11 protein-coding genes are annotated in these 14,457 nt (G+C 29.0%); 1 reads left to right on the top strand and 10 read right to left on the bottom strand.

The genetic code is table 11. From position 1 onward, the window contains the following. Positions 1–187: 187 nt before the first annotated feature. The 4 genes from P8F83_RS01765 to P8F83_RS01750 form a co-directional block, all read right to left on the bottom strand. Entirely contained in the window at positions 188–1,891 is a 1,704-nt protein-coding gene (locus P8F83_RS01765; RefSeq protein ID WP_326513185.1) for a B12-binding domain-containing radical SAM protein, read from the bottom strand. Then, on the bottom strand, positions 1,797–2,396 hold the full coding sequence (locus P8F83_RS01760; RefSeq protein ID WP_326513184.1) for a hypothetical protein: 600 nt from the start codon (positions 2,394–2,396) through the stop codon (positions 1,797–1,799). Before P8F83_RS01760 ends, P8F83_RS01765 begins: the two co-directional genes overlap by 95 nt. 63 nt (positions 2,397–2,459) lie before the next feature. Further along, complete coding sequence (locus P8F83_RS01755) at positions 2,460–3,179, bottom strand: zinc dependent phospholipase C family protein (RefSeq protein ID WP_326513183.1); 720 nt, start codon at positions 3,177–3,179, stop codon at positions 2,460–2,462. 1 nt (position 3,180) lies between these two features. Next, on the bottom strand, positions 3,181–4,464 hold the full coding sequence (locus P8F83_RS01750) for a PQQ-dependent sugar dehydrogenase family protein (protein ID WP_326513182.1): 1,284 nt from the start codon (positions 4,462–4,464) through the stop codon (positions 3,181–3,183). 134 nt (positions 4,465–4,598) lie between these two features. Here P8F83_RS01750 and spoVB point away from each other — a divergent pair, with 134 nt between their 5' ends. Beyond that, the gene (spoVB, locus tag P8F83_RS01745; RefSeq protein ID WP_315110104.1) at positions 4,599–6,104 is read left to right on the top strand and encodes a stage V sporulation protein B; all 1,506 of its coding nucleotides are present in this window, start codon (positions 4,599–4,601) and stop codon (positions 6,102–6,104) included. Positions 6,105–6,195: 91 nt separating this feature from the next. Here spoVB and P8F83_RS01740 read toward each other — a convergent pair whose 3' ends face one another. The 6 genes from P8F83_RS01740 to P8F83_RS01715 all read right to left on the bottom strand — a co-directional run bounded on the left by P8F83_RS01740 (position 6,196) and on the right by P8F83_RS01715 (position 14,400). After that, positions 6,196–7,806, bottom strand: a complete 1,611-nt coding sequence (locus P8F83_RS01740) for a putative polysaccharide biosynthesis protein (RefSeq protein WP_326513181.1) — start codon at positions 7,804–7,806, stop codon at positions 6,196–6,198. A 20-nt stretch (positions 7,807–7,826) separates the two neighbouring features. Then, the gene (locus P8F83_RS01735) at positions 7,827–8,789 is read right to left on the bottom strand and encodes an RluA family pseudouridine synthase (RefSeq protein WP_326513180.1); all 963 of its coding nucleotides are present in this window, start codon (positions 8,787–8,789) and stop codon (positions 7,827–7,829) included. Between the two features lie 50 nt (positions 8,790–8,839). Further along, on the bottom strand, positions 8,840–10,018 hold the full coding sequence (locus P8F83_RS01730) for a M20 metallopeptidase family protein (RefSeq protein ID WP_326513179.1): 1,179 nt from the start codon (positions 10,016–10,018) through the stop codon (positions 8,840–8,842). 16 nt (positions 10,019–10,034) lie between these two features. After that, positions 10,035–12,002, bottom strand: coding sequence for a cell division FtsA domain-containing protein (locus P8F83_RS01725; protein ID WP_326513178.1), 1,968 nt, complete (start codon positions 12,000–12,002; stop codon positions 10,035–10,037). 73 nt (positions 12,003–12,075) lie between these two features. Further along, positions 12,076–12,375 carry a hypothetical protein gene (locus tag P8F83_RS01720; protein WP_326513177.1) on the bottom strand — a complete coding sequence of 100 codons (300 nt, stop codon included), beginning with the start codon at positions 12,373–12,375 and terminating at the stop codon, positions 12,076–12,078. A gap of 60 nt (positions 12,376–12,435) precedes the next feature. Next, a complete protein-coding gene (locus P8F83_RS01715; protein WP_326513176.1) occupies positions 12,436–14,400 on the bottom strand; it encodes an ATP-dependent helicase in 1,965 nt (654 codons plus the stop codon). Positions 14,401–14,457 lie beyond the last annotated feature (57 nt).

The raw sequence follows: 14,457 nt of genomic DNA, 5'->3' as shown, positions 1-14,457 counted from the left end.
TATTATAATGACTTTTAACAGCTCTGTCCAAAACTGATCTTTATACTATATTGAAGCAATTGCGATATAAATTGTAGTTTATACAAAAATTCAAAGTATTTTAATATAATTTACTGAAAATTCATCTTATTAAGAATTTTCGCAAAAAAGCTCTGTTCCTACTAAATAAGAAACAGAGCTTTTTTTATTATATTAAATCTTTCTCTTTAATAATTTTAGTAAAGTCTATAAAATTATTAAAATCTCTTTCATCAAAAATCAAATAACAATCCTCTTCTTTTATTACATCATTATTAACAAAACCAATTATATCTATACTAAACTTTTCTACATGATAACTATCATAATCTAACTCAATTATTTTGTTTCGTTTAGCTTCCTTTATATTTTTTTCTAAATCTTTATTAACTTCTCTTATAAGAAAATCAGGCAGCCATCTCTTTTTATTAAAACACAAATAATCATACTTTATTATTTCTTTCAAAATTCTTTCTTCTTTATCTTGCATTTTTTCATTATAAAAATCTAAAAATACCTTGTAATATTCTACACTTCCTATATTTCTATTAAAATATCCTTTTTCCTCAAAAAAGTTTCCGAGCTCTTTAAAGAAATCAAACGGTGTTTCGAATTTAGGTATTAGATATTTTAATATATTTGAAAACTTTCCTGAATTATTGTACTTATCAACCATCTCATCTATTTTTTTAAGTTCTAATAACTCAAAATAATTTATGTATGATGTCTTTAAAACTTCATATGGAGGATAAGGTGAATATTCAATACCCCATTCTTCTGCTTCAATTCTCATATCTGACCCTCTTAAAAGTTTTAAAAACCCTAACTGCACCATCTCAACTCCAAGGTTATATACATCATTAAAGGATTTTTTAAAGGATTCATAATCTTCTCCAGATAGTCCTGCTATTAGGTCTAAATGTTGATGAATATTATCTCCTTTTTTTATTTCAACTACCTTTTCCTTAATATCTTCAAAGGTTATTGTCCTATTTATATTTTTTAATATTTGTGGATTAGTGGTTTGAACTCCAACCTCTAGTTGAAATCTTCCTTTTGGTGCTGTGTTTAAAAGCTTTATCTCATCATCTTTTAATATATCTGCTGATACCTCAAAATGAAATCTTGTCTTAGTATCTGAATTAATTAAAAAACTCCAAATCTCCATAACAAATTTATGATTGCAGTTAAATGTTCTATCTACAAATTTAACTAACCTAACCTTTTTATCCATAAAAAATTGCAATTCTTTTTTAACTCTTTCAGTATCTAAAAATCTTACGCCATGAATAGTAGAACTTAAGCAATATTTACAAGAGAATGGACATCCTCTACTAGCCTCATAATACACCATTTTATCTTCAAGATTATCTTCATCAGAATAGGGAAATATTATGTCATTCATATTCATAAGCTTTCTTTCCCCATTAAAATAAACTTCTCCATCTTTTTTGAAATATAATCCTTTTATTTTACTTAAATGTAGCTCTCCTAATTTATATAAAACAAAATCTCTATAAGTTTCTTCCCCTTCTCCTGATATTATGTAGTCCACTCGATTGTTTTGAAAGAAACCTTCGCTATCATAAGATACTTCTGGCCCACCATATAGTATTTCTATATTTTCATCAACTCTTTTTATAAGTTCAGTTAATCTCTCTACATACTCTAAATTCCATATATATGCTGAAAAAGCTACAACATTTGGTTTTTCCTTAATTATTTCTTTTAATATATTTTCAACTCTATCATTTATAGTGACTTCTTTTATTACTGCCTCATAATTTAAGTCCTGTGTAAAAGACCTCAGGTATCTCACTGCTAGATTGCTGTGGATGAATTGAGAGTTTATTGCTAGCAATAGTATCTTCATTTGTATTACTTCCTTTCCGTTTCTTAGCCTTTATATAGTAAACATCTTCCCATACTTTAGTTTCTTGTATTTCAAAGTATTTTTCAAGTGTTTTTTTCCCGTCTTCTTCTCCCCATTCCTTTAAGAAGTTAATATCCCTTAAAATAAACTCCTTAATCTTATCTCCTGGAAGTATAACTCTTAATTTATTTTTATATATTTGATTTTTATATTTTATCATATCCCATAAAAATATTTCACCATCTTCTTTAATAAGGGGATATATTTCATTTAACATATTCTCACGTTCTTTTTGTGTATTTATTTTGCCTAAAGAAAAAAATAATACGCAAGTATCGTATTCAAAAGTTCCCATAGCTTTAGAATCATCCACATAATCTACAGCTACTTCATCATCTAAAAACTTTTTAATATTATATATTATTCCGTAATTTTCTCCTCCAACATCTAATATATTTCCTTCAAAATTAACATCATTCATATTTAAAACTATTGTTTTATTCATAAAACCCCACCCATTTTACATTATATACCATTTAGTATTCTATAAATAAAAAAAAATCCCTCCTTAATTGGAAGAATTTTTCTCTAAAAAGTTTTTATTATAATAATCTAAAAGAAAACCTGCTGTACTTTGTTGCGCTCTAGATAATATTTTCAATGCTATATTATAATACCTTTCTTCTTTTTCTAAAATATTATTATATTCTTCATGAACCCCATAGGCATAAAGAGCATTTTCTTTTATATATTCCCTTACAGTTTTATACTCTATTATCCCTTTTTCTTCTGTAAAATCATAATCATTAAAGAGTCTAGATATTATCCATAATTCGAATTCCCTATGTTTTTTTAATAACTTATTATTAACATGATGTGGTACAGTAGAGTCTTGAACCAAATGACAAGCTGCCCCTAAAAAGAATAATGCCTTATCCATTTCTTCTTTTTTTAAGTGATCTAAAGATAATTTATAATATTTCTCACACTCTGCTAAAGCATTAGAAAATCCATATAATCCTTTTTCCTTTTTGTAGTGAAAAAAGTGATTACTACTCTTAAAATCTCCATCTGCCCATGTAACGCCTGCATTTAACGCTTTTATATTTTTTTTGTAAAACTTCCAAGCTTCTACTTCCCCATGATTGTGCAACATTTGTATGCTCTGAACATTTATAAACTTATGGATTATGCATGTAGTTTTTACTGCTATTTTCTTTATTGGATTTACTGCAAAGAATACACCTCTAAGCATTTTCCCATATGCATTCTCTATTCTCTTTACCATCTTATTTCACCTCTTTAGTTAAATTAACCTTTATTATTATCGTTATTATAAAAATCAGCAATATGCTTATTATTGAAATCAGTAATCTTTGAGAAAATGTGTTTATTAATTTATTTTCTTTATAAACTTCATATATTATTCCTTCATTTTTCTCTAGCATAAAAATTTTATCCCTGAATTTTTCTATATCAATAATCTCTCCATTCCCCTTAATATTAATCAAACTACTTGAAATTCTATCCTTAGTTAAACTAACTAGCCTCTTTTCGTTTTTATCAAAGAAAAGTATTGCATTTTCACTTGAAAAATCGCCCTGTTTATCTATAGTTAAAGCCTGTAGGCTATCTATTCTCTCACTTTGGTAAAAAGGTGCTTCTGGATTTACTGTAGGATGTTTATCCAATAAAAATGTAGTTTTTTCACTTTCAGCTTCATTAAATCTAGGAGAATTAACTGGATCTCCACCACTATAGTCTGGCCATCCGTACCAATATCCTTTTTTTATATTATAAATATAGTCTACGTCACTTTTTATAGGTCTTAAGCCTCTGTTTTCCATTCCTCCTACTATTCCAAATAACTCACCGGTAGAATAAAAATCCCAGCCTTTTATATTTCTTATTCCCCATGCAAACAGCTCACTTTTATTATTATTTATATTATAAGTAATTATAGATGCATTACCAGGATAAGCAGCTTTCACAACCTGTCCCTCTGAAGTTTTAGTGCCATATTCAACAAAAGCTCCTGTTTTGTCTCCATCAAAATTCTTTCCTTTTAAGGTTATTTTTATTGGAGATAAATCATAGGTTTTCCCATCTTCAGCTACCCCAGAATTAGTTGCGGCACCTATGGAAATATATATCTTATCTTCATTTATTGCTAGTTTACTATTTTGGTACTCTCCTGAATTAGGTAAGTTTGATAATAACTCCTTATCCTCTTCCGTTTTAATATTATATTGAAATAGAGAATTCCCTGATATATAAAATATATTACCTTTATTATACATAATAGATTGTATATTTCTATTACGATTTAGTAAAATTTTATTTTCTTTACCATCAGATCTTATAGTCCTAACTTCATTTTCGAAGGCTACTAATACATTACCGTCCTCATCTATGGATATATCTTTAGCTCCATTTAAGCCTTTAGCTTTAATATCATATTCATATCCCTTCATTACATCTAACTTAACTTTATCTTTAGATAAATTATATGCTATAAACGCTCCTATTGTAATAACACATGATAATGCCACAAAACCTAAAAACTTCTTCACACTCACTCCCCCTAATACAACCTCTATTTATTTATATTTAGGTAAAGTAATAATAATTACAAAAGCTTTCATCATGGTTATATTTAACAATAATTCAGAATAGTAATTATTAATGTTCAAAGGAGGGATACTTTTTGAAAAGCAACTCATTTTACAAAAATTCATTTATACTAACCTCCTCCAATATTGCAACTGGAGTTTTAGGTTTTATTTTTTCAATATATTTATCAAAAGTTTTAGGACCAGAAGGTGTTGGTTTATATGGTCTTGTTATGCCTATATATAATCTTTTTATAGGTCTAATGACTGCCGGTATTATAGCTGCTATTTCAAAAATATCTGCACTTTATAGTAGTAAAAATGATTATGGCAATTTAATTAAAACTTTAAGAACAGTGGCCTTTTTTAATTTAATATGGGCAGCAATAATTAGTATTGTAGTATTTTTCTTTGCTCCATATATAGGTGCCTATGGGGTAAATGATTCAAGAACTATAAATGCTATAAGAGTTACTTGTCCTGCGATGTTTTTTATTGCAGTTTCAAACATACTTAAAGGATATTTCTTTGGAGTTTCAAAAATTTCTATACCATCTTTCATTGATATTTTAGAAAAAGCTTTAAGAATATTTATCTTAGCTTCATTAATATATTTCCTAAAGGCTAAAAGTCTTTCTGCACTAGTTACTGTTGCATATTTTTCTTTATGTATTGGAGAATTACAAAGCCTTATACTTCTTTTTATTTACTATAAACACACCTTAAGGAATGTGCCTAAGGTATATACAAAAACAGAAAGAAGACCTCAACTATTGTTTGATGTCTTAGTAATATCTCTTCCATTAGCTTTAAATAGTTTTCTGACTTCAATATTTAGCACAACAGCTACATTGATAGTACCCCGGAGACTTATGGCTTCTGGACTTACCTATTCTGAAGCATTAGCTATGATAGGTAAATTTAATGGAATGGCCTTTGTTATTGTTACTTTTCCCATAATAGTTATTTCATCTATTAATTCACTTTTAATTCCTGATTTATCACAAACCATGGGAAGTAAAGACTATTTCAATGCTTCTAATAGAATAAAACAAGTAATTAAAATTGCTTTTCTTTTAGGATTATGTACCTTTATACTCTGTCAGCTTATTCCGGACTCTCTTGGGTATATGTTTTTTACTAGAGATGACCTTGGTTCTTATATTAAAGCAGCGTCATTTGCTAGCCCAATTTTATTCCCAGCCATAAGCATGTTTGGGATATTAAATGGTTTAGGGAAACAAGGTATAATAGTTCGAAATTCTTTAATAATTGAAATAGTTGAAATAAGCTCTTTATTTATTTTAACATCTATACCTTCTATAAATATTTATGGAATAGCTATTACAGCTGTTATAACTTCTGCAATAGGATTGACAATAAATTTAAGAGAAGTAAATAAAGTTATTAGCTTAGAATTTTCTTATATAAACATACTAATTTATATATTTATAGGAATTCTAGCATACCTAAGCATCGGTTTATTACTTAATTTTTTTGCTACAGATACAATACTTATTAAAAATCTAATTGTTATGGCTCTCATAGGTGCTTTATTTATATTTTTACTATTTGCAAGCAGGCGACTTGGAGAAGATTAGACAGTAGCCAGCATCCCTTTTGTGTGGCTTTCCTATAGTAACAAAAAAAGACTATAGTGCTAACTTTTTAAAGCTAATACTATAGTCTTTTCTATTTTAAATGTTTTCTCATGAAAGAAGGTATTTTACCATATATTCTTGGTGACATATCTTCTATTTCTTTTCTTCTTATGCCTTTTGTAAATATCATCATATATGCATAGGTAACTACCCCTACCATTATATAAGTGAAGGTTAGAATAATCATAAATATTCTTCGCTCCATAAACCAGCTTGGCAATATTGCAGTAAGTAATAATCTTGTTATCATAATACTTATTGACATTCCTATAGCTGAAACCGTTGGTTTAATTGCTGTTCTTATAAGCGGTATTTTGATTTTAATAGTCTTTTGTAACTTCATTTGATTTAGAATAACCGGGAATAAGTAACATGCAAATCCCCCAACTATTGCTCCATATATATTTATGCTTGGAATTCCAACTAACACATAGTTAACTATTATTTTAGCTATTATTCCTGTCCCAAAACTTAATATTAAGAAACTAAATTTGTTAACTCCTTGAAGCATAGTAGATTGTATCTGATTTAAAGCCATTAAAACAACTACCCCTGAACCATACAGCATAAGCATACTACCTGTCAAATTATTATAAAAAGATTTATATATCTCATTATAAAGAACTGCTAATCCAAACGCAGCAGGAATTGTTATACCATAGGTCATTCTAAATGCAAAACTTACTTTTCTTTTAAGCTCCTTCTTGTCTTTTAAAACTACAGACCTAGAAATAGCTGGAAGTAATGCTGCTCCTAAAGAGATAATAAAAATAAGTGGAACATTTACTAAAGTCTTATATTTCCCTAACAATCCATATAAAATATCTTGATTGCTTTGTGAATATCCAATGGCCTGCAATCTAGCACTTACATTAAACATGTCTATCATTGAACCAAAATTAGCTAATCCAGCACTTAAAGTTATAGGCAAACCATATCTAATTATTCTTTTCATTATTTTTTTATCAGATATTCTTCTTCCTGTATAGGGTTGTTTTGATGCTTCATCCATAAATCTTTTTCTTTTAAATATTATTACTAGATATATACAAGCTACTAACGCTCCTACTGAAGTACCTACAGTTCCTCCAGCACTTCCAAGCTCATCAGACGTTTTTATAAGTATTGTTGCAAAAGTCAAACTTACAATTACATTTATAATTTGCTCTAACACCTGAGATATTGCAAGAGAATCCATACTGTTTCTTCCATTAAAATATCCTCTATAACTCACAAGAACAGATGTTATAACTATTGTAGGTGACAATACCATAAGTCCATAAGTTACTCCAGGGCTTTTACTTAACTCAGCTATAGGTCTGGCAAAAACAAATAATATAATAGTAAATATACTTCCTATTATTAAGAGCATCCTTCTAGATAGCTTAAAAGCCCTTATTGCATCACGTTCTCTCCCTAAAGCTCTAAGTTCTGCAACTATTTTACATACGGCAACCTGCATCCCAGTGTTAGAAACTGCATATATAAAAACAAAAACCTCATAAGTCTTATTATATATCCCATATGCTTCATCACCTATACGACCAATTAAAAAAGGAATATATAATACAGATAAAATCTTAACTAAAAGCCCTGCTATAGATAATATGGCAAAGCCTTTAGTTGTTGATTGTTCTTTCATAAGAAAACCCCTATCTTATACTAAAATTTAAACACATCCGTCTTTATCTTCTTAAACATTGGCGGAAGTCCCTCTGCTATAGTTTTATTTTTAAGATAGCTAAATTTCTCTGGTACATTTTTAAATATAACTTTATATGCGTATAAAAATTGATAATCTAGTGCGAATTTATTATTAAAAAATGAATTTAGCTTTTTCTCCCCATACTTTGCGTCTCCTATTATAGGATTGCCAAGTTCTGCTAAGTGAGCTCTTAATTGATGACTTCTTCCTGTTATAAGCTCTATCTCAATTAATGAAAAAGCTCCATTACTTTGTATAGTTTTAACTTCCATAGCAATTTTTTTAGAGTTTGGAACTCTATCATTATATACTTTAGATACATTATTTTCTTGATTCTTTAATATGTACCCTTCATAAACTCTATCTTTTATACGACCTTTTACTAAGGCTGTATAATATTTTTTAACTTCCCTGTCTCTTATAAGTTCATTTAAACTTTTCAAAGCCTCGAAGTTTTTACCAAAAAACACCATTCCAGATGTATTTCTATCTAATCTATTACAAGAAGCTGGCGTAAAAGTAACCTCTTTTTCTGGAAGATAATCCCCTTTATCGTTAAGATAGCTTAATACATAATCTGTTAAAGTTGGAGGACCATCTTTTTTATCAGAATGTACTAATACTCCTGGCCATTTCTCAACAAGTAAAAGATTTTCATCTTCATATGTAATCTTTAATCCTGAAGCATCAACTTTTTGAAAGTTAGGTTCTTTTTTCTTCGTTTCAGTAGTTACGTACCTTACTTCAACTAAGTCTCCTACTTCTAAAGAATACTTCTCTTTTTGCTTTTTCCCATTAACTTTAACGTCACCTTTTCTCAGTGCTTTAAATATAACGCTTAATGGCACATCTTTTAGTAATTTCCTTAAAAATTTATCTAATCTCTGCCCTGCTTCATTTGTTCCTATTTCTATTTTCACACAATCAACTCCAAATGTATATTTCTCCATCTAAATAGATTAATATTAAATTACTTTCTTGTCAAATAATCAAATGCGCTTTGACATTGAATAGCTACTCCTATTGGTAGAGAATCTTCATCTATATCGAATAGAGCATTATGTATAGGACTAACTATATTTCTTTCTTTATTACCTATTCCTAAAAAGTAAAAGGCAGCATTTCTCTCCATAGCAAAATATGCAAAACTCTCAACTCCCATAAATGGAGCAAGCTGCTCTTTAACATTTTCTTTACCTATAATTTTAACTGCGGCTTCTGAAACTAAGTCTACCATATCATCATTATTATAAAGGCAAGGATAACTTTCTTGTATTTCTATTTCATAATCTCCTCTAAAAGCTGTTGTTATACTTTTAGTTATCTCTTCTAATCTTTTTTTCGCATATTCTCTATCTTCTGTTGTCATGGTTCTTATTATTCCCTTTAATGTAACTTCGTCAGGGATTACATTTTCTGCGTATCCACCATTTATACTACCTACAGTTATAACTGCTGGATTAACAGGAGAAATCTCCCTACTTACTAAAGGTTGAAGTGCAAGAACAAGATGGGATGCCATTACTATAGGGTCTACTGCATTATGAGGTTCTGCACCATGACCACCCTTCCCTTTAACCTTTATTCTAAATGGATTAGATGCAGCGTTAACAACACCTTTTTTTATTTTAATTTCACCAGCACTTAATGCCTCATTTACATGAAGTCCAATTATTCCATCTACTTTGGGATTTTCTAGCACACCTTCACCTATCATAAATCTCGCTCCCCCAACAGTCTCTTCTGCTGGTTCAAATAAAAGCTTAACATTCCCTTTTAATTCTGATTTATACTTATTCAAAAGCTTAGCTGCACCTAATAATATGGTTGTATGAGCATCATGTCCACATGCATGCATTTTCCCCTCAACCTTTGATTTATAATCACAACTTTTTTTGTCTTGAATAGGTAACCCATCTATATCTGCTCTTAATGCTATAGTCTTACCTTCTTGTCCTCCTTTTATAACTGCACATATACCAGTTTTGGCAACTTCTGTATATGGAATTCCTTCACTTTTAAGGAACTCTTTAATTACTCCAGAAGTTCTCCATTCCTCAAATCCTAGTTCTGGATTTTCGTGAAAATCTCTTCTCCATGCCAATAGCTCTTTTTTTATTGCCTTTGCTTCTTCTAGAAAATCTATCATAACTTGCCCCCTTCTACTAACTCCAAAATACTTCTATATTATCCCCATTTTTTAATACATCAGTATAAGCTGCTGCTTTGCCATTTAACTTTAAGTTTATAGTTCCTTTTGCATGAGAAAGATCAAACTCAATATAGTTAAAAACATCCACAAACACATAGCTTTTTCTTCCAGATAAAACTACTTCTTTTCCGTTAATATTAACTTTTAAAACTTCTCCGCTTGTATTAACACTTTCTTCAACATTTTTAACTTTTGTAGTTAATTTATCTCCCTCTTTTATTATGTACTCATTTCCCAATTCTATATTCTCTTTATATAATTTAATTTCTTTATCAAATAAATATTTTTTAATATCACCTATAGTTTTAGGAATAATTACTTGTACTTCATCTTCCTCTTTCACATATTCAGTTGGAGAAACAGTTTCTCCATTTTTAATAAACATAGGCTCCAGATTATTATTTTCATCGTCTATTTTAAAGCTTAAGGTATTGATTTCTTCAATTAAATTAATACATTTGACAGATGCATTTTTACCTTCTTTTGCATAGATAAGCTCTATATTGTCTCCATTTTTAACTTTGCTGTCTAATGTCTCTTCTTTTCCATTTATGTATACTTTAGCTTTATCTCCTAATTCTCCAAAAGCTACTCTTTTAATACCATTTAAAGTATATCTTAAGCTTTTCCCATTTTTGGCCATAAGAACCTTAGGACTAATTCCAGCTTGAATCAATACATCCATGACCTTGTGACTGTGAGAGTTAAATAAACTTATGACTTTATCGTTAAGTACCACATCTATATAATCTCGTCCTGCACTTTTAACCCCTACCAATGCTATTCCTAATACAGTTACACCTACACTCCCCATATTATTATCTAATACAACACATTGAGTGACTGCTTCTCTTCCTCTTATAGCAACTCTTTGCTCTTGAAGATTTAATTTTTTAGCTAATAATTCTTTCATTAGTGGAGTATGAGCTCCCCCTCCTACTAAAAATACTGCTGATGGAGACTTACCACCATTTAAAGAAATAATTCTACTAGAAACTTCTTCTGATATTTTTTCTACAACTGGTTTTACTATATTTAAAACCTCATCTTTAGATACTGTGTTTTCAAGCCCTATGATATCCAAATATTCAACTTTATCTTTAGTAGAAATCTCTCTTTTAATTTTTTCTGCCATATTAAAATCTACTAAAAGAGCTTGTACAATAGCTTCTGTGACTTCATCCCCAGCTAAAGGAACCATGCCATAAGCAGCTATAGTTTCATTCGATGATATTGCTATATCTGACGTTCCAGCTCCTATATCTACTAATGCTAAGTTTAATAATCTTAAGTTTGGAGGTATTACAGCCTCCATAGCTGCTATAGGCTCTAAAGTCATATTTATTATTTTTAATCCAACTCTATTCATAACTCCATAAAGGGATTCAATTACTGACTTCGGTAAAAATGTTGCTATTACTTCTGCTTTTATTTGTTCACCCTTATGTCCTAATAGATTGGATATACTATATCCATTTAAATAATAGTTTTTAATACTATATCCAACAGCATATAACTTTCCTTGTTTTTCTCTTTGAATCTCTTCTTGAGCCTTACTTACCCCAAGAAGTTCCAAACCTCTTATTACATCCTTAGTGATTTCTTCACTAGAATCTAATTCTTGATCTACACTTACCTCTAAGGTTCTAAGAAATCTTCCAGCTGCTGCTATAAAAACTTCCTTTAACTCTTTTTCTAAAGATTTTTCAAGTTTGCTTTTTATGTGCATAACTTTAGAAGCTACTAAAGTTATATCATGTATTTGTCCATCTATCATGGCTCTTTCATCATGTTCTATGTACTCTTCTGCTATAACATAAAACTTATTTTCCCTAATTACACCAACTGTTCCTATAACGCTTCTTGTTCCTATATCTAATGCGAAAATTAAATCATCACCATTAAAATCATTAATATCCATATCTGCATCTACTCCTTATAATAAAAGCTCATATTCATATGAATATGAGCATAATAAAATTATATTATATACGTTAATGCTTTTCAACAAAAGAAGACATTAAGGTTAACTTTCCTTGATTATCTTCTATATATGGTAACTGTCTTATTAACATGTATATCAGATTAAAACTATCGTTTTGGTTATTAAGTTTTGAAGACATATCTATCTCTTTATACAGAAGCATTTTACACCAAAAGTCAATAAAGTCTTGAGAATCCAAAAACATAGTTTCACCTTCATTATTTACAATGAAGCCTTCTTCATAACTTTTAATGTTTTCTAAATCATTAAATTTCCCTGCAATTACTAATGAGTTAACATCTTCCCACATTTTTTTAAATGAGACCATACAATCACTCCTTTTTTATATACCCCCCAAGCAATCCATATTCTAACCTATAATACCATTTTTCACCAAGACTATCAATGAGAACTTCCTTTCGACTCCATTTTCGAAAACTATATCTATAGTATCTCCACTTATGTCCTTAACTATTCCACTGCCATAAGCTTTGTGCCTTATTTTATCCCCCTTTTTATAACCATAATCCCTGATTTCTTCTTTATAGTCTAACTCTTTTAAAAATACTGAACTATTAACAAATTTCCCCCTAATTGTTTTAGGAGAATAAATATATAAATTATTTATAGCTCTTGTTATCCCTACATAAAAAAGTCTTCTTTCTTCCTCAATATTTTTGGAATTTCCATGGGGTATTATTTCTTCACAGCAATTTAAAATATACACACTTTCAAACTCTAGCCCTTTAACACCATGAATAGTACTTAATAGTACCCCATCTTCTTTTGTTGTCCTCTTTAGGGAACTAAGCTCTTCTTTTACTAGCTCTACATGAGCTAAAAATAGACTTATTGTTTTAAATTCTGTAAGTATAGTTCTTAACTCTTGTATTATAATTTCTATATCATCTGAGGATATTTTAAACTTTTCTGAATACTCTCTTATATATTCCCTATACTCTAAATCATTTAGCACATAATCTAAGGCTGTCATTATAGAAACCTTGTTTAAGTATGCTATATCACTTTTTAATCTATCTATTTTATTTAATTGAAAGCTTTTTAAGTCTCCTTTATTGATAAGTTTACTAAATACATTATCCTTAATTATATCATTTCCAACTATATCTATATTTTGCTTGCTTATATATCTAAAAGGTTTATTTATTATTTTTTTAAAGCTATTAAAATCATATGGATCTACTGCTAACTTCATATACGCAATTATATCTTTACATATAAAATGTTCAAAAAAATTATACTCCTTATCTAAAAATCTAAATGGAATTTTCCTTTTAATTAACTCATCACTTATACTTCTTGCTTCAACATTTGTTCTATAAATCACAACATTTGTTGACAAAGGAATTCCATGTGTATATTTTTCTTCTATACGATTAACAATATCTTCTCCTTGAAATTTTTCACTATATGGATTAATTAATCTAATTTCCCCATCACTTTTTCTATAATTCATTATTTCTTTAAAATTTCTATTTTTATTGTTTTCAATAAGTCTTTTAGAAATATCAACGATATTCTTTGAACTTCTATAATTGTAAGAAAGATATACCTTACTTCCATTAAACTCTTCATGAAAATTAACCATACATTCTGGCCTAGATCCCCTAAAAGAATATATACACTGATCTTCATCACCTACACAAAATACACTATTGTTTTTATTTAAAAGTTTCAATATTTTAAGTTGCAAACTATCGCAATCCTGAAACTCGTCTACTAAAATACACTTAAACATTTTAGTATATTTATCTAATATACTCTGATCCTCAGACAAAATCTTAAACATATTTATCTGTAAGTCGTCAAAGTCTAATAAATCTTTCTCCTTTTTATATAATTCATATTGCTCAAAACAACTTGCTATAATGGAATCATCAATAGGTACCTCTCCTAAAGAAGTTTTATGCAGGGATATTGCATTTAAAACTTCCTTCACCTTGTCCTCTGATACATCATCTATATATATCTTTAAGTTTTTTTCTATAATTCTATAAGTATCTGTTGATGAAATAATATCTATCTTTCCTAAGTGTCTTATTAATAGTTTATAAAACAATCCATGAAATGTTCCAAAGAAGGGAGCTTTCTTATCTATACTCTCTTTAAGATATCTTTCTTTCATATTTATAGCAGCAGATTTTGTGAAAGTAATCACAATAATATTCCCTGCACTTATCCCTTTTTCTTCAATTAAGTACCTTACTCTATTTACTATTACAGTGGTTTTCCCTGACCCCGGAGCTGCAACCACAAGTAAATTTCGTTCATCTGAAGTTGCAGCCTTTATTTGAAACTCATCTAATTTATACATAAAAATACCTCAAGTTACCTTATCATCTATATTATTGACATGTTATTTATTAAATAA

This window comes from Clostridium intestinale, assembly GCF_035905475.1.
Lineage (GTDB): Bacteria > Bacillota > Clostridia > Clostridiales > Clostridiaceae > Clostridium_T > Clostridium_T intestinale.
The sequence above is the reverse complement of the archived record's forward strand: the minus strand, read 5'-3'. Positions and strand labels throughout refer to the sequence as shown.